This window comes from Streptomyces sp. NPDC055189, from assembly GCF_053606765.1.
In genome coordinates, this window is sequence record NZ_JBSGSG010000091.1 from 1 (window position 1) to 16,184 (window position 16,184).

The 16,184-nt window shown below is 71.4% G+C and carries 15 protein-coding genes; 2 read left to right on the forward strand and 13 right to left on the reverse strand.

Annotation, left to right across the window (positions count from 1 at the left end; genetic code table 11):
- The first annotated feature begins 153 nt into the window (after positions 1-153).
- Positions 154-411 carry a hypothetical protein gene (locus ACWFR3_RS38920; RefSeq protein WP_453739421.1) on the forward strand — a complete coding sequence of 86 codons (258 nt, stop codon included), beginning with the start codon at positions 154-156 and terminating at the stop codon, positions 409-411.
- Here ACWFR3_RS38920 and ACWFR3_RS38925 read toward each other — a convergent pair whose 3' ends face one another.
- The 10 genes from ACWFR3_RS38925 to infC form a co-directional block, all read right to left on the reverse strand.
- The gene (locus ACWFR3_RS38925) at positions 412-954 is read right to left on the reverse strand and encodes an NUDIX hydrolase (RefSeq protein ID WP_453739422.1); all 543 of its coding nucleotides are present in this window, start codon (positions 952-954) and stop codon (positions 412-414) included.
- Positions 955-1,079: 125 nt separating this feature from the next.
- Entirely contained in the window at positions 1,080-2,429 is a 1,350-nt protein-coding gene (locus tag ACWFR3_RS38930; protein ID WP_453739423.1) for a transcriptional regulator, read from the reverse strand.
- Between the two features lie 267 nt (positions 2,430-2,696).
- Complete coding sequence (locus ACWFR3_RS38935) at positions 2,697-3,758, reverse strand: PP2C family protein-serine/threonine phosphatase (protein ID WP_453739424.1); 1,062 nt, start codon at positions 3,756-3,758, stop codon at positions 2,697-2,699.
- 213 nt (positions 3,759-3,971) lie between these two features.
- Positions 3,972-6,482, reverse strand: coding sequence for a phenylalanine--tRNA ligase subunit beta (gene pheT / locus ACWFR3_RS38940; protein WP_453739425.1), 2,511 nt, complete (start codon positions 6,480-6,482; stop codon positions 3,972-3,974).
- Positions 6,482-7,609: a phenylalanine--tRNA ligase subunit alpha gene (pheS, locus tag ACWFR3_RS38945; protein ID WP_453739426.1), complete on the reverse strand. Its 1,128-nt coding sequence runs from the start codon at positions 7,607-7,609 to the stop codon at positions 6,482-6,484. Before pheS ends, pheT begins: the two co-directional genes overlap by 1 nt.
- A 186-nt stretch (positions 7,610-7,795) precedes the next feature.
- Positions 7,796-8,938: an ATP-binding protein gene (locus ACWFR3_RS38950; protein ID WP_453739427.1), complete on the reverse strand. Its 1,143-nt coding sequence runs from the start codon at positions 8,936-8,938 to the stop codon at positions 7,796-7,798.
- Between the two features lie 55 nt (positions 8,939-8,993).
- Complete coding sequence (locus ACWFR3_RS38955; RefSeq protein WP_453739428.1) at positions 8,994-9,848, reverse strand: TrmH family RNA methyltransferase; 855 nt, start codon at positions 9,846-9,848, stop codon at positions 8,994-8,996.
- 172 nt (positions 9,849-10,020) lie between these two features.
- The gene (gene rplT, locus ACWFR3_RS38960; RefSeq protein ID WP_030356289.1) at positions 10,021-10,404 is read right to left on the reverse strand and encodes a 50S ribosomal protein L20; all 384 of its coding nucleotides are present in this window, start codon (positions 10,402-10,404) and stop codon (positions 10,021-10,023) included.
- A 94-nt stretch (positions 10,405-10,498) separates the two neighbouring features.
- Positions 10,499-10,693 (reverse strand): 50S ribosomal protein L35, encoded by a 195-nt coding sequence (rpmI, locus tag ACWFR3_RS38965; RefSeq protein ID WP_135330421.1) that lies wholly within the window; start codon positions 10,691-10,693, stop codon positions 10,499-10,501.
- Positions 10,694-10,813: 120 nt separating this feature from the next.
- Positions 10,814-11,470 (reverse strand): translation initiation factor IF-3, encoded by a 657-nt coding sequence (infC, locus tag ACWFR3_RS38970; protein WP_453739451.1) that lies wholly within the window; start codon positions 11,468-11,470, stop codon positions 10,814-10,816.
- Positions 11,471-11,885: 415 nt separating this feature from the next.
- Between infC and ACWFR3_RS38975 the strand changes: the two genes are divergently transcribed.
- A complete protein-coding gene (locus tag ACWFR3_RS38975) occupies positions 11,886-12,263 on the forward strand; it encodes a DUF1844 domain-containing protein (RefSeq protein ID WP_453739429.1) in 378 nt (125 codons plus the stop codon).
- A gap of 40 nt (positions 12,264-12,303) precedes the next feature.
- Here the strand turns inward: ACWFR3_RS38975 and ACWFR3_RS38980 are convergent, their stop codons facing one another.
- Genes ACWFR3_RS38980 through ACWFR3_RS38990 form a run of 3 tightly spaced genes read right to left on the reverse strand, consistent with a single transcriptional unit; the run spans position 12,304 to position 15,783 of the window.
- Positions 12,304-13,035, reverse strand: coding sequence for an SseB family protein (locus tag ACWFR3_RS38980; RefSeq protein WP_453739430.1), 732 nt, complete (start codon positions 13,033-13,035; stop codon positions 12,304-12,306).
- A gap of 49 nt (positions 13,036-13,084) precedes the next feature.
- Complete coding sequence (gene mycP / locus ACWFR3_RS38985) at positions 13,085-14,257, reverse strand: type VII secretion-associated serine protease mycosin (RefSeq protein WP_453739431.1); 1,173 nt, start codon at positions 14,255-14,257, stop codon at positions 13,085-13,087.
- The gene (locus tag ACWFR3_RS38990; RefSeq protein ID WP_453739432.1) at positions 14,254-15,783 is read right to left on the reverse strand and encodes a hypothetical protein; all 1,530 of its coding nucleotides are present in this window, start codon (positions 15,781-15,783) and stop codon (positions 14,254-14,256) included. The genes mycP and ACWFR3_RS38990 overlap by 4 nt, the downstream gene beginning before the upstream one ends.
- Between the last annotated feature and the right edge of the window lie 401 nt (positions 15,784-16,184).

The following is a 16,184-nucleotide window of genomic DNA, read 5'->3' on the forward strand; positions in this document are numbered from 1 at the left end:
GCACTCGATCGAGTGCCGGGCCCGCGGCGTTCACACACCGTGTGCGCATTGGGCTCGCATATGCCTGTCGCACACTCTCCCGCCCTGGCCACCAGGGGAGTTGACTTTCTGTGCGCATCAGGGGGATGGACAGCTACAGAAAGGAACGGACTTGTGACCGCCGACCCCGAACCTCGCGTGGTCCCCGAAGAACTCGCAGAGTTACGCCGAAGCTTGGACGTGGGCCTCGCCCGCGTCGACGGACAGCTGGCGTTGCTCACCCAACACGATGAACAGAGCGTCAAGAACCAGGACGAACTGACCGTAAGGATCGCCGCACTCGAGCACACACGCTGGCCGCTGCCCGCCCTTCTCGCCCTGACGGCGGTCGGTGCGCTCGCCGTGGCAGTCTGGCAGGCCATCGGCCGTTAGTCAGGGCGCGTCCTGGCCGAGACGCAGATGGTGCAGGAGCAGGAGCGCCGCCGCCATGTTGGCGGCCGGCACTTCCCCGCGAGCCACCATGTCAGGGACGAGTTTCAGAGGGACCCACTCACGGCGGTCGGACTCGAAGTCGTCTTCGGGATGACCGATGTAGGTGCACTCATCCGACCAGTAGATGTGGTGCCTGGCGTCGGTGAGCCCATTGGACGGCTCGACACTCATCAGGTGTCGTAACGGGCCCGGCCGCCAGCCGGTCTCCTCCTCCATTTCCCGGGCGGCCGCGTACGCGATGTCCTCCCCGTCCTCGACGACCCCTGCGGCGAGCTCCCAGCCCCAGCTGTCGGTGATGAAGCGGTGCCGCCAGAGCAGCAGCACCTCATTGGCCTCGTTGACGACGGTGGCCACGGCGACGGGCCGCAGCCTTATCAGGAAGTGGTCGAGGTGCCGGCCGTCGGGCAGTTCGACATCTGCCAGATTGACCGAGAACCATCGGTTTCCATACACAGTTTGTTCGCTTTGTTTCGTCCACTGCACGGTTCTGCCACCTTCCGCCGAGTAGATGGCAATATCGCAGCAGGAGGGTGTTCAGAGCAGCGTGTGAACGGCGTGGGGGATTCCGCACTCGCCGTGTGTCGTCACCGGCGTACGCAGGGTGCGCATCACAGCGGAACGCGCAGCGCCCCGTCGATGAGTTCGGCCGCCTCGGCCGTGCCCGCGCAGTCGCTGCGCACCAGGTGTTCCCGCACGGCCCGCAGCCGGTCGCGCAGCCGTTGGGACTCCATCCCGCGCGCCTGCTCCGCCATCTCCACCGCCGTGGCCACCGCCTCGTCGGTGTTCCCCTGGCGCAGTTCGATCTGGCTGAGCATGGCGAGCCGGTGGACCCTGCCCCGGTCGTGAGCCGGAGTGTCCACCGCCGCCGCCGCGTGCTCGTACGCTCCCGAGAGGTCACCCAGGCTGAGCAGCGCCTCCGCCACTTGTACGTTCACGAGTCCGGGCTGGACATAGCCGGTCTCGTCCGGCTCCCGGCCGCGCCTGATGCGTTCCGCGGCCACCTCCGCACGCCGGATGCACGACAGCGCGCTGCTGCCGTCGCCCAGGTGTGCGTACGACTTCGCCTGCATGGCGTAGAGGTCGGAGGCGAGGGCCGGGGTGAGATCGCGGCCCGCGGCGCGCAGCGCGGCCTCCGCGAAGGCCACCGCCTGGCGGTACTCGCGCATGAACAGGGACTGGTTGACGAGCAGCGCGATGACATAGGCGCCAAGTCCCCGGTCACCGCTCGCCTTGGCGAGCCGCAGGGCCTGGTGGAAGTAGCGCTGGGCCAGGCCGTGCGCGTCCGAGTCGTAGGCGCAGATGCCCGCGATGGCCACCAACCCGCCGGTGGATCTGTGCAGTTGGCGCCCCGTCTCATCCGTGTAGCTGCCGCGCAGCAGGGGCGCGGCCTCGGCGTTGAGGAAGCCGACGATGCGGGTGCGGGTCGCGATGCCGCCGGTCTTGCGGTACATCTGCTCGTAGTGGGCGCGGGCCGCGCGCATCATGTCGATGTCGGCCGTGCTCACCTGGTGTCTGCCGCCGCGCGAGACGTCCACGTCCTCGGGCGGGTTCTCCCACTCCCAGACGGGCATCACCGCGGGTGTTCCCGTGACCGCGGGTGCGCCCAGGAGATGTGGGCGCTGCTGTTCGTCGGAGCGCCACAGGGCCGTCGCTCTCTCCACGAATCCGGAGAGCGTCGAGGCCATGGAGCCGATGCCCACGGACGGCAGACCCGGCACGCCGAGGCCGATGTCGTCCAGGGTGACGGTGCGCTGGAGGCGCCCCGCCAGGACCTCGCAGATCAGGTCGGGCACCTGGCCGCGCGGGCGCTGGCCCTTCAACCACCGGGAGACGGCGGTGTGTTCGTAACGCAGGGCGAGGCCGCGCCTCTTCCCTGCCTGATTGACGTGGGCAGCCAGGCCCGCGTGGGAGATTCCCGCCTCGTCGAGGATCGCGTCGAGCAGGGTATTGGGCTGCATGGAGGCCCTCCGGTGACTCGGTGTGGCCAGCGTAGTAGAGGTGACTTCACACGGGGTGTGAACGGAGTGCGCGAATCCGGGGGGTGTGCGCTCTGCCGCCGTCACTCCCGTCACGCTTGACTGAGGTTCCTCACAAGGAGGCCGGCCGGACCGCCGGCTCCCCCTCGAAAAGTGCGGCGGTCCACACCGGCGCCGCCCGCCCGCCGTCTGCCCGGCAACTCCAGGGCGGGGACGGGCGGCGCGCGGCCGGCGGGAGTTGACGGTGCGTCATGTCATGGTGTTTTCCCGGCGCACCGTCTCCCCCTGCTGCGGGGGCACCCGGCGGCGGTCGTTGCGCAGGACGAGCAGCGCCGCGTCGTCGGCCGGCAACCGCCCGGCATGGCGCCTGAACCGCTCGTACACCGCGCGGATCACGGCGCCGGGCGCGACGGCCGGGACCCGCACCGCTTCGGTGAGCGCCGCCCGGAGCGGAAAGAACCGTCCGTCGGCGTCCCGCGCGTCCTCCATGCCGTCCGTGTGCAGCACGAGCGCCTCCCCCGGCAGCAGCGGTCCGAGCTGGGTCACGGGCAGGTCGGCGGGGAGCGGGAAGGGGCCGAGAGGCGGCATCGGCTCCCCGACGCAGACCGGCACGGCGTCGCCGCTCAGGCGGTGCGGCCAGGGGTGACCGCAGTTCAGCGCGGTCATCCCGCCGTCCGGGGCGATCTCCATGAGCAGTACGGTGACGAACTCCTCGGCCGGCGGGCTGTCCGGGACCACGCCGCCGTACGCCGGATGTTCGGCCCGCGACCGCTCCCGCAGGTGCCGCCCCAGTGCGCGCTCCAACTTCCGCAGTACGTGCGACAGTTCGGCCTCTTCATAGGCCGCCTCGCGGAAGCTGCCGAGCACGGCGGCGGCCGTGGCAAGCGCGGTCAGGCCGTGTCCGCGCACGTCGCCCATGACGACGCGCACGCCGTGGTCGGTGGCCGCCACCTCGTACAGATCGCCGCCGACGGAGGCGCCGCGAGAGGCGGAGAGCCGCCCGGCGGCGACCGCGAGGCCCTCGACGCGCGGCGGCAGCGGACGCAGCAGGGCGTTCTGTGCGGCGCCCGCGACCTCACGGAGCTGCCGCAACTCCCGCAGCAGCGTGCCCCTCACATGCAGCACCAGACCGGAGCCGACCGCGAAGAAGACCGCGCTGGTGATGATCCGCGCTTCGAGGGTGTCCTGCCTGGCCAGCGGGCAGACGAATTTGTACGTGACGGCGGCCGCGCCCCACACCGTCGGCAGGCCGAGCGAGACGACGCGCCGGATCCGCGGCGGGTCCACAGCCCCACTCCTGATACCGATCATCCCGACGGCCCCCCTAAGGCCCGGTTCAGCGTGCCGGCCGCGCAGACCACGCAGATCACTGCCGCTGCGGCCGCGTTGATTCTGTCGACCGCCTGCCCCGGTCGGGCCATGGAGAGCGCACTAGTCACTCAAACGAGTGAAGGGCGCACCCGGTGACCCGGATACGCCCTTCTTTGCGCCTTCTGTGCGCCTGGCGGCGACTACTCGCGGTGACTAAGCTCCGCGCAGCACCGCGCCCGTCCGCTCCGTCGCCAGGGCGACGGCCGCGTCACGAGCCGCGGAGGCCTCGTCGACGGTCAGCGTGCGGTCGGCCGCGCGGAAGCGCAGCGCGTACGCGAGGGACTTCTTGCCCGCACCGATCTGCTCGCCGGTGAAGACGTCGAACAGGCGGATGGACTCGAGGAGTTCACCCGCGCCCTCGCGCAGCACCTTCTCGACGTCGGCGGCGGGAACATCCCCGTCGACGACGAGCGCGACGTCCTGCGTGGCGACCGGGAAGGTGGAGATCTTCGGCCCCTGCGGGACACCCGCGCTCGCGTCCTCAAGACGGTCCAGGTCGAGCTCCATCGCGCAGGTGCGCGCGGGCAGACCGAGCGCCTTGACGACGCGCGGGTGCAGCTCGCCCGCGTACCCGATGACGTGCTCGACGCCGTCGATCACGACGGCGAGCTCGGCGCACCGGCCCGGGTGCCACGGGCCGTACTGGCCCTGGCGCACGAGCAGTTCGGTGCCCGACTCGGCGGCCAGGGTGCGCGCGGCCTGGACCGCGTCGGCCCACTCGGCCGGACGGCCCTTGCCCCACCAGCCGGCCTGCTCGCGGGCGCCCGCGAGGACGACGGCGGCGTGCCGCGGCTGGACGGGCAGCGCCTCGGTCAGGGAGGCGATCTCCTCGGCCGTGGGGCGGCGGTCGACGGGCAGGCGGACCGCGATCCGGGCCTCGTCACGCGGCTCGAAGACCAGACCGGTCTCGAAGAGCGCCAGGTCGTGGCTGCCGCGGCCTTCGTTGCGGCGCAGCGCGCCGAGCAGGCCCGGCAGCAGCGCCGTACGAAGAGCGGGCTCCTCGTCGGAGAGCGGGTTGACCAGCTTGACGACCCTGCGCTTGGGGTCGCCGGGCTCCAGACCCAGCTGGTCGAAGACCTGCTCGCCGATGAACGGGTAGTTCGGCGCCTCGACGAATCCACTGCCGGCGAGCGCGCGGCCGATGCGGCGGTGCAGGCGCTGCCGGTCGGTCAGACCGCGGCCCGCGGGGGGCTTGGGCAGCGTCGACGGGAGGTTCTCGTACCCCTCGAGCCGGATGACCTCTTCGGCGAGGTCGTTCGGCTCGGCGAGGTCGGGACGCCAGGACGGCACGGTGACGGTCAGGGCGTCCTGGCCGTAGACGTCGCAGCCGACCTCCTGGAGGCGGCGGACGACGGTCTCGCGGCCGTAGGCCACACCGGCGACCTTGTCCGGGTGATCGGCGGGCATGCTGATCGTGTGGGGCGCGGAGGGCGCGATGACCTCGGTGACCCCGGTCTCGGCGGTGCCGGCCGCGAGCGCGACGAGCAGATCCACCGTGCGCTGCGCGGCGGCGGACGCGGCCAGCGGGTCGACGCCGCGCTCGAAGCGCTTGGCCGCCTCGGAGGGCAGCTTGTGGCGCCGGGCCGTGCGGGCGATGGAGATCGCGTCGAAGTGCGCGGCCTCGATGACGACGTCGGTGGTCCCGGCGGCCTCCTCGTGATCCGCGATCTCGGTGTTGGCGCCGCCCATGACTCCCGCGAGGCCGATCGGGCCGCGGTCGTCGGTGATGACCAGGTCCTCGGCGTCCAGGACACGCTTGGTGCCGTCGAGCGTCGTGAACTTCTCGCCCTGCTCGGCACGGCGGACACCGATCGTGCCCTGGATGCGGGAGCGGTCGTAGGCGTGCAGGGGCTGGCCGAGCTCCAGCATCACGTAGTTCGTGATGTCGACGGCGAGCGAGATCGGGCGCATGCCCGCCTTCTGCAGGCGGCGCTGCAGCCAGATCGGCGAGCGGGCCTCGGGGCGCAGGCCGGTGACCGTGCGCGCGGTGAAGCGGTCGCAGCCCATCGGGTCGGAGATCTTGACCGGGTAGCCGAGGGCGTTCGGCGCGGGCACGTCCAGGAGCGCCGGGTCGCGCAGCGGCAGGCCGTAGGCGATGGCGGCCTCGCGGGCGACGCCGCGCATCGAGAGCGCGTAGCCGCGGTCGGGCGTGACGGCGATGTCCAGGACCTCGTCGACCAGCTCGAGCAGCTTGATGGCGTCGGTGCCGACCTCGTGCTCGGGCGGAAGGACGATGATGCCGCCGCTTCCGTCGTCGCCCATGCCCAGCTCGTCGCCGGAGCAGATCATGCCGTGCGACGTCTTGCCGTATGTCTTGCGGGCGGCGATCTTGAAGTCGCCGGGCAGGACGGCGCCCGGCAGCACGACGACGACCTTGTCGCCGACGGCGAAGTTCCGTGCGCCGCAGACGATCTCCTGCGGCTCGCCGGTGCCGTTGGCGGAGCCCACGTCGACGGTGCAGAAGCGGATGGGCTTCTTGAACTCCGTCAGCTCCTCGATGGTGAGGACCTTGCCGACGACGAGCGGTCCGGTGAGGCCGGCGCCCGTCTGCTCGACGGTCTCGACCTCGAGGCCGACCTCGATCAGCTTGGCCTGTACGTCACGGCCGGTCTCGGAGGCGGGGAGATCGACGTACTCCCGCAGCCAGGAAAGCGGGACCCGCATCAGATCTCCATCCCGAAGGGCCGGGTGAACCGGACGTCACCCTCGACCATGTCTCGCATGTCTTCGACGTTGTGGCGGAACATCAGCATCCGTTCGATGCCGAACCCGAAGGCGAATCCGCTGTACTTCTTGGGGTCGACGCCGCAGGCCGTGAGCACCTTCGGGTTGACCATGCCGCAGCCGCCCAGCTCGATCCAGCCCTCGCTGCCGCAGGTGCGGCAGGGGCGGTCGGGGTTGCCCACGGACTCGCCGCGGCAGACGTAGCAGACCATGTCCATCTCGGCGGACGGCTCGGTGAACGGGAAGTAGTTCGGACGCAGCCGCGTCTTCATGTCCGCGCCGAAGAGCGACTGGACCATGTGGTCCAGGGTGCCCTTGAGGTCGGCCATGGTCAGGCCCTCGTCCACGGCGAGCAGCTCGATCTGGTGGAAGACCGGGGTGTGCGTCGCGTCCAGCTCGTCCGTGCGGTACACACGACCGGGGCAGACGATGTAGACGGGCGGCTCGCGGTCGAGCATCGCGCGGGCCTGCACCGGGGAGGTGTGGGTGCGCAGCACGACACCGGACTCGTCCCCGTCCGTACCCTTCGGTCCCTGGACGAAGAACGTGTCCTGCATCTGCCGGGCCGGGTGGTCCGGGGTGAAGTTCAGGGCGTCGAAGTTGAACCACTCCGCCTCGACCTCGGGGCCCTCCGCGATCTCGTAGCCCATGGCGACGAAGACGTCCGCGACGCGCTCCATGAACGTGGTCAGCGGGTGCCGGGCACCGGCCGGTACGCGGTCGTAGGGCAGCGTGACGTCCACTGCCTCCTCGACGAGCACCCGGGCGTCGCGCTCGGCCTCGAGCTCGCTCTGCCGGGCGGCGAGCGCCTTGCTGACCGCGCCGCGCGCCATGCCGACGCGCTTGCCGGCCTCGGCCTTTGCCTGCGGGGGCAGTGCGCCGATCTCGCGGTTGGCGAGCGCCAGCGGCGAGGTGCCGCCGGTGTGCGCGACCTTGGCCTCCTGGAGCTGTTCGAGGTCGCCGGCGGCGGCGAAGGCGGCGAGCGCCTCGTCCCGCATGCGCTCGATCTCTTCAGGTTTCAGTGCCTCGACCTCAACAGGGTCGTACGACTTGTTCGGTGCCGACATCTCTTCCCGTGCTTCCGGTTGGCTGGTGATGGTCCCCGTCTACGACTCGGAGACGAATCGTCCACATAGGGGGACGCAAACGTGCCAAGGATCGAGTCTAACGGGGGTGGCGCAGGTGAATGAGCCCGCGGGCCGCGCTCGGGCGGATCATGAGTGATCAGCGCTGATCAGAGAAGACCAGCAAGATCAGAGAAGATACGCCGGAGTGCCCACGGGCAACGTAAATCGGAACTGGGCGCCGCCACCCGGCGCGCGGCCGACGACGATCGTCCCGCCGTGCGCCTCCACGATGCCCTTCACGATGTACAAGCCGAGTCCCGTCCCGCCGCGCTTGCTGCCCCGCCAGAAGCGGGTGAAGACACGGCCCATCGATTCCTCCGGAATGCCGGCTCCCTCGTCGCTCACGGTCACGGCCGTCTCGGCCCCGCCCCGCTCGCGCGGGGACGCCGAGGGCGCCACGTCAATGGTGACGGTTCCTTCGCCGTGCCGCACGGCATTTTCCAGCAGGTTGCTGAGCACCTGGTCGATCTTGTCGGGGTCGGCCCAGAGATCGGGCATCGGCTGCTCGATCCGTACGAGGAAGCGGTCCGCGTCCTGGCCGGAGGCGACATGGGCCTGGATGTGGCGGCCGACGGCGGCGCCGATGTCGACGGGCTGACGGCGCAGTTCGAGCCGTCCGGAGTCGATGCGGGAGATGTCGAGGAGCTCGGCGATCAGCCGCGTGACGCGATCGGCGTCGGCGTCCACCGTCTCCAGCATCAGTTTCTTCTGGTCGTCGGTGAAGCGCTCCCACTTGGCGAGCAGCGTCGCCGTGAAGCCCTTCACGGAGGTGAGGGGCGAGCGGAGCTCGTGGGCGACGGTGGCGATCAGCTCGGCGTGGCTGCGCTCGGTGCGGCGGCGGGCCTCGGTGTCGCGGATGGAGACGACGACGCGGCGGACGGGGCCGGTGGGCACGGTGCGCACATAGCGCGCGGAGACGAGGACCTCACGCCCGCCGGGGAGCAGCAGATTCCGCTCGGGCTGGGCGAAGCGGGTGGCCAGGCCGCCGTACGGGTCGGTCAGGCGCCACCAGCGGCGGCCTTCGAGGTCTTCTAAAGGGAGCGCCTGGTCCAGCGGGGTGCCGAGCGCTTCGGCGGCGGGGACCGCGGTGATGCGCTCGGCCGCGGAGTTGAAGCAGATCACGTACCCGGTCTCGTCCGCGACGACGAGGCCGTCGGGCAGGTCGTCCGGGTCGAGGCCGAGCCCGCCGAGGTCACCGAGGGCGCCATGGTCCGCGCGAGTGGACGGGACGCCCCGTACTCCCGGTGATCTGCTCGTGCCGATGCTCATTCCCCGTACCCCACCTCTCGGACCGGCGCAGGAGGCCTCCGAGCCCGTCACACTACTAGCTGGGCGTGACGGAACGGCACCCTCCAGCCGCACGCTGTGCACGGGCGGACGCATAGAGGCACACGGCCGCCGCCGTCGCGAGGTTGAGGCTTTCGGCTCTGCCGTGGATCGGAACGCGCACCACCGCGTCCGCGAGTGCGCGGGTCTCCTCCGGGAGCCCCCAGGCCTCGTTGCCGAAGACCCAGGCGGAGGGGGTGCCCATGGTGCCCTTGTCCAGCTCGTCGTCGAGGTCGTCCTCGCCTGACCCGTCGGCCGCCAGAATGCGTACGCCCGCGTCCTTGAGCCCCTGGACGGCCCGCTCGACGGGTACGCCGACGGCGACGGGCAGATGGAACAGCGAGCCGACCGAAGCGCGCACGCACTTGGGGTTGTAGAGATCCACGGACGCGTCCGTGAGGACGACGGCGTCCGCCCCCGCCGCGTCGGCGCACCGCAGCACGGTGCCTGCGTTCCCGGGGTCGCGGACGTGTGCGAGCACGGCGACCAGCCTGGGCTTGGCGGCCAGGATGCTGTCGAAGGGGGTGTCGAGGAACCGGCAGACGCCGACGAGCCCCTGGGGCGTCACGGTCGTCGAGATGTCGGCGATGACGTCCTCGTCCGCCAGATGCACCCTCGCCCCGGCGGCCCTGGCCTCACCCACGATGTCCGCGTAGCGCTCGGCGGCCTCGACGGTGGCGAACAGCTCGACGAGCGTGTCCCCCCTGCCGACGTACGCGGCGGCCTCCCGCACGGCCTGCGGCCCCTCGGCCAGAAACAGCTGCTCCTTCCCCCGGAAATTCCGCTTCCCCAGCCGCCGTGCGGCACTGACGCGGGACGACTTGGGAGAGATCAACTCGGGAGCGGCAACCATCAATACTCACCTTGGGTGCAGCGCCCCTGGAAGGGGCGCGGGGAACTGCGCGACCAGCCACAAAAGACCCGCGGACGGCAGAAGACAGAAGAGGGCAGACGAGAGCCCGAACAGAATCGGACCCGCAAGCCACAGGCTTGCGGGTCCGATCAGGTGCAGCTCAACGCAAGGCTCAGGCGGCCTTCGGGGCGTTGACGTCAGAGGGCAGAGCCTTCTGCGCAACCTCGACCAGCGCCGCGAAAGCGTTGGCGTCGTTGACGGCGAGCTCCGCGAGGATCTTGCGGTCCACCTCGATGTTGGCGGCCTTCAGACCCTGGATGAAGCGGTTGTAGGTGATGCCGTTGGCGCGGGCAGCGGCGTTGATGCGCTGGATCCACAGCTGACGGAAGTCGCCCTTGCGCTTCTTGCGGTCGTTGTAGTTGTAGACCAGGGAGTGGGTGACCTGCTCCTTGGCCTTGCGGTACAGACGCGAGCGCTGGCCGCGGTAGCCGCTGGCGGCTTCGAGGATCGCCCGACGCTTCTTGTGGGCGTTGACTGCCCGCTTGACGCGTGCCACTTGTTAACTCCTTGTAGCGGGGCCGTGGTTGGACTCACACGACCCGGTATCGATTGGGTCCCGGTCAGAGTTCAGGCGCGGTGTGCGCCCGGACTCACTTGCCGAGAAGCTTCTTGATCTTCTTGGCGTCGCCCGGGGCCATCTCGGCGTTGCCGCTGAGGCGACGCGTCAGACGGGACGACTTGTGCTCGAGCAGGTGGCGCTTGCCGGCGCGCTCACGGAGCACCTTGCCGGAGCCGGTGATCTTGAAGCGCTTGCTGGCACCGCTGTGCGTCTTGTTCTTCGGCATAGCGCCGTTCTCTCCTCGTCATTGGCACTCCCTGCCGTTTCCGGTTCCTGCGAACCGAGGGCAGGGAGCGTCAGATCTATCGGTTGTCATCCAGACCGCGCGTGGGAGGCGCGTCCCGGATCAGGCCTCTGCGGGCTCCTCGGCGGGCGCCTCGACCGGGGCGGCGGCCTCTGCGGGCGCCTCCTCGGCGGATTCGTCCCCACGACCCTGTCGCTCGGCCTTACGGGCGGCCTGGGCCTCGCGGGCCTCGGCCATGGCTTCGGTCTTCTTCTTGTGCGGACCGAGGACCATGATCATGTTTCGGCCGTCCTGCTTCGGGTTCGACTCGATGAACCCAAGCTCTTCGACGTCGTTCGCGAGGCGCTGCAGCAGTCGGTAGCCGAGCTCCGGCCGGGACTGCTCGCGACCACGGAACATGATCGTGATCTTGACCTTGTCGCCCTGCTTGAGGAACCGGACGACGTGACCCTTCTTGGTGTCATAGTCGTGCGGGTCGATCTTCGGCCGGAGCTTCATCTCCTTGATGACCGTGTGCGCCTGGTTCTTGCGCGCCTCACGGGCCTTCATGGCCGACTCGTACTTGAACTTCCCGTAGTCCATGAGCTTGCACACGGGCGGACGGGCGGTCGCCGCCACCTCGACCAGGTCGAGGTCGTACTCCTGTGCGAGCTCCAGGGCCTTGGCAAGCGGAACAATCCCGACCTGCTCGCCGCTGGGACCGACAAGTCGCACCTCGGGAACGCGAATCCGGTCGTTGATGCGGGGCTCGGCGCTGATGGATCCTCCTCGGTAGCACCACGCGGCGGTCTGGCGGACAGCCGCGTTACGTCTGTTATAGAGACCAACCGAGCGGGCGCATAAAAAATGCCCCTACCGATCACAGGAAGGGGCTCCATTACTACCGGAGCACCTCCGCGGTGATCGCGGGGCGCAATATCGGGCCTGCCGTAGTCTCGGGGACTGCGGCCGCCTGACCGGTGACCCGCCGCTCGGGGAGCGACTAGGTGGGAAGCGGAGCCTCCACTTGTGGGCCGGGTTCCTTGCGTTGGCACGCGAGTATCCGGCCGGTCGTTACACAAGGTTAGCAGCTCCGCGGGGGTGCGGCTAACCGGCGTGCGCACGGACTCCCCGCGGCCCGCGTCACGGGCTCCCGCGGCTCACGCCGTACGGGGCTCCGCTTATCGTGTGGGACATGAGCGACGCGACCCCCACCCCCGAGTCCGCCACCGGCGACTCCCCCGACTTCGACACCCTGACCCGTGACATCGCGGACGTCCCTGCGGTCGAGGTGATCACCACGGTCGCCGTCCACCTGATGAGCGCCGCGGCCGTGAACCTGGGCCTCGCCGAGGGCGGCGAGACCCACAAGGACCTGGACGAGGCCCGCAAGCTGATCCACTCGCTCGCCGGCCTGATGGACGCCAGCGCCACGGAGATCTCCTCGTTCCACGCGGCCCCGCTGCGCGACGGCCTGAAGTCGCTGCAGCTGGCCTTCCGCGAGGCGTCCGAGGTGCCGGACGAGCCGGGTCAGGGCCCGGGCGAGAAGTACACGGGCCCGGTCTTCGGCTGAGGGTCCGACGCGGGTACGTGATCCGTGTGCGTACGCGGACTCACGGACGTACGTAGAAGGGCTCGCCCGGTGGCGTCGCCCCGGCCGGCAGGAGTGCCAGGTCGAGGCCGCTCACCAGGCGGGCCCTCAGTGTTTCGTCGGCCGCGATGAGCCCCGCGACGCGCCGGGCGGCTTCGGCGGGGTCCGCCGCGGGGTCGATGACCAGCGCGAGGGTGCCGTCGGCGGTGCCCGCGCCGAGGTAGGCGCGCAGGACGGCCGGGTCGGCGGCGACGGCCGTGCGCACGGCGGCCGTGACGGCCGGGTCGGCGAGCGGGTCCCTGGTGCGGCGGCCTTCGGAGAGGGCGATCAGGGCGGGCCGGTTGATCTCGTACGGGACGGGTCCCGCGAGGTCGAGCACGATCGTGTCGGCCTGCTCGTGCGCCGCGGCCTGGAGCGCCTGGTGCAGGGGGACGGCGACCGGCCTGGCCTCCGGGTCCCACAGGGCGAGGGCCTCGGTCGAGGTGAACGCGGGCAGTGCCTTGCGGTCGCCCGCCTTGAGGGTGGGGACCGCCATGTCGCTGGTCTTCTCGCGGCGCAGCCCGTTCTCGTCCTCTTCCACCTCGCCAAGGACGGCGACCACGGGGACGAGGAGCCGGGCGCCGGTGAGTGCCTCCAGGACGGGGCCATGGGCCGTGCGGTCCGCGGACCACGCGGTCAGGGCCGCGGTGAGCCGGGGGTCGGCGGACCCGTCGTCGTCGGAGAAGCCGGGGTCCGGGATGTTCTTGTTCGCCACGGTCCCGACCCTATCGACCGGGCTCACGCCTGCGTCGGGCGCGGTGCGGTCACTGCCGGGCGGTGCCGGGGCGGGCTCCGCGGCGGCCGCGCCAGAGGTAGACCGCCGCTGCCAGGAGCGCCACGCCGATGCCGCCCGCCACCGGGCCCACCCAGCCCGCGGGTCCGCCGTCGCCCTGCTCCGTGGCCGGCCCCTGGCCGAAGTACTTCTTGCCGTACGCCGCGGAGCTCAGTCCCTCCGGCTTCTTCTTGCCGCCCTCGGCGATCGCGGCGGCCGGGTCGATGAAGCCGAAGCCGTGGGCGTCGTCGCGGCCTCCGCTGGGGACATCACGGGCGGTGTCCTCCAGGAGCTGTTTGATCTGGGCCGGGGTCAGGCCGGGGTGGGCGGCGCGGATCAGGGCGACGGCGCCCGAGACGAACGCCGAGGCGGCGCTGGTGCCCCAGCCTTCGTAGTACTCGCGGTCGGGATCCGCGATGACGATCTTCTTGCCGGGGGCACTGACGGTGGCGTACCAGCGGCGGGTGGAGAAGGAGGCGCGGTCGCCGTCCTGGTCGACGGCGGTGGCGGCGATGACTCCGGGGTAGGCCGCCGGGTACGAGATGTGGTCGCCGCGCTCCCCGCCGTTGCCCGCGGACGCGACGACCACGGCGCCCTTCTTCAGGGCGTACTGGACGGCGGCGTCCTCGGCGGGTTCGGGGTGGGCGGACTTGGAGTCGTCGCCCAGGGAGAGGTTGATGACGTCGGCGCCGTGGTCGGTGGCCCAGCGGATGCCGTCGGCAAGGGCGTTGCCCCGGGTGTTGCGGGCCTTGGAGCGGTGCGGGTCGCCGTCCTCCAGGATCACGCGGATCGGCAGGATCTTCGCCTGCGGGGCGATGCCGAGCACGCCGTCGCCGTTGCCCGCGCCGTGTCCGTGGCCCGCGATGATGCCGGCCATGGCGGTGCCGTGCCGGGCCCAGGAGCGGTCGCCCTTCTTCGCCCCGAAGCCGACCATGTCCTTGCCTTCGAGGACGCTGCCCGCCAGGTCGGGGTGGTCGCGGTCTATGCCGGTGTCCAGGACGGCGACGGTGATGCCCTTGCCCTTGGTGGTCTGCCAGGCCCGGTCGGTGTGCATGGCGTCGAGGGCCCACTGCTGGGCGCGTATGCCGTCGTCGGCGTGCGCGGCGGTGGGCACGAGTGCCACCGCCGCGGCGAGCGCGGCGACTGCCGACCGGCGGATTCTCATGAGGACTTCTCCGTCGCCTCGATGGTCTTGCGCAGGCGCCGCTCGACGCGGTCGGCGATGCCCTGCGCCTCGTGGCCGAGGCCCGCCTGGGCGGGGGCGGAGGTGGCGGACGTCTTCATGGCCTCTTCGGCGGGCTCGGGTTCGGTGACCGTACGGCCGTCGGCGAAGCCGGAGACGGCGAAGGCTACGACGGGGGCGTCCGGGAGCAGCGACACGGTCCAGGAGGCGCGTTGGGCGTCGCCGAAGTCCGCGGCCGGGGTGCCCTTGGCCGCGTACGGCCGCGGCATCAGGTCGGGGCGCCGGTCGAGGCCCTCCTCCGTGAAGCGGGTGCGCAGGGAGCGCATCGCGTCGGCGTCGGCCTTGGTGAACAGCAGGCCCACGGTGGTGACATGGCTGTGGGTCGCGTCCGTGTACGTGGCGCGCAGCAGGCGGAGGCAGCCCGCGGAGGCCAGTGCCTTGCGCAGGAGCGGGTCGAAGGCGTTCTTGCAGGTGCTGTCGGGGGCCACGGCGATCCGGGTCCAGGTGCGGTCGGCTCCGCCGGGGCCCGCGCCCTCTCCCTTGATGGTGGCCGGGAAGAGCTGGTCGACGGGCACGCTGTGCCAGAGCTCGCCCGCGACGGCGTACGCGTTCTGCTCGACGCCCGTCCCCTCCTCACCCCCGGTCAGCCAACTCCCGGTGGCCGCGCCCCCGATGAGCCCGAGACCGAGCACGACGCAGGCGGCGGCCGCGGTCACGCGGGGCTGCACCCAGGTGCGGACGGGCCGCAGCCGGGTTGTGCTGTCGTCGTACATCGCGGGCCGGGCGAACGACACAAAGGGACGCCCGGCACCCGGACCGGGCGTCAGGTCGACGGCACCCACCGCGCGGCGGGCGGCGGTTGTCCGGCGGGACGGGGCGGGTGCGGATATGGACTCGGGCGCGGCGGCCTCCGCGGACGCGGAACGCCCGGATATGTCAGCCGCCCCCGGCTCCGACTGCGGCACGGGGGGCATCGGGGGCCGGAGCGGATAGTCCGGGGTGCGCTGCTCGTCACCGAGGCGCGGCGGGGCGGAAGGAAGCGGCGGAGGCAGGACGGGTTCCGGGGCGGGGCCGGTGCGTGTCATCGCTGACGGCGGCGGCGCATCGGGAAAGCGCGCGGACGCGGGCGGCGGGGGCGGCGACTCCCCCGCCCCGGCGGCATCCGACGACACCACGGCCCTCGGCTTCCGCACCCGGTCGAAGGGCGCGAGCAGATCCCCGAGAAGGGACTCCGGATCACCTTCGCCGGTCCCGGCCGCCGACACGGACTGCTCGCCGTCCCCGTCACTCGGAGCCGACGAGTCCGGCGGACGCGTGTCGGGGATGCGCGCGGACGCGACGGGAGGCGGCTCGGCGGGTACGGGACGCTGGACGTTCCGGTCGTCCTCGGAGGACGAGCCGGCCGAACCCGTGTCCGGAAAGCGCGCGGACGCGACAGGAGGGGCCTCGGGGAGCGTAGGACGCTCCGCATTCCGGTCGTCCGCGGACGACTGCTCCGGCAGACGCATGTCGGGGAAACATGCCGACGCGGCAGGAGGTGGCTCGGCGGGCGCGGGACGCTCGGCGTTCCGGTCATCCGCGGGAGACGAGTCCGACGCCCGCATCTCCGGGACCGGCGCGGACGCGGGAAGCGTGTCCCCTCGGCCGTCCTCCGCCGAGGACAAGTCCGGCGCACGCATGTCCGGAATGCGCGCGGACGCGAAAGGAGGGGCCTCGGGGAGCGTGAGACGCTCCGCGTTCCGGTCGTCCGGGGACGGCTGCTCCGGCGGGCGCATGTCCGGGAAACGTGCCGACGCAGCAGGAGGCGGCTCGACGGGTGCGGGACGCTCCGCTTTCCGGCCGTCCGGGGGCGGCTGTTCCGGTGGGTGCGTGTCCGGGAAGTGTGCGGGAGCGGCGGGAGGGGTTGGTG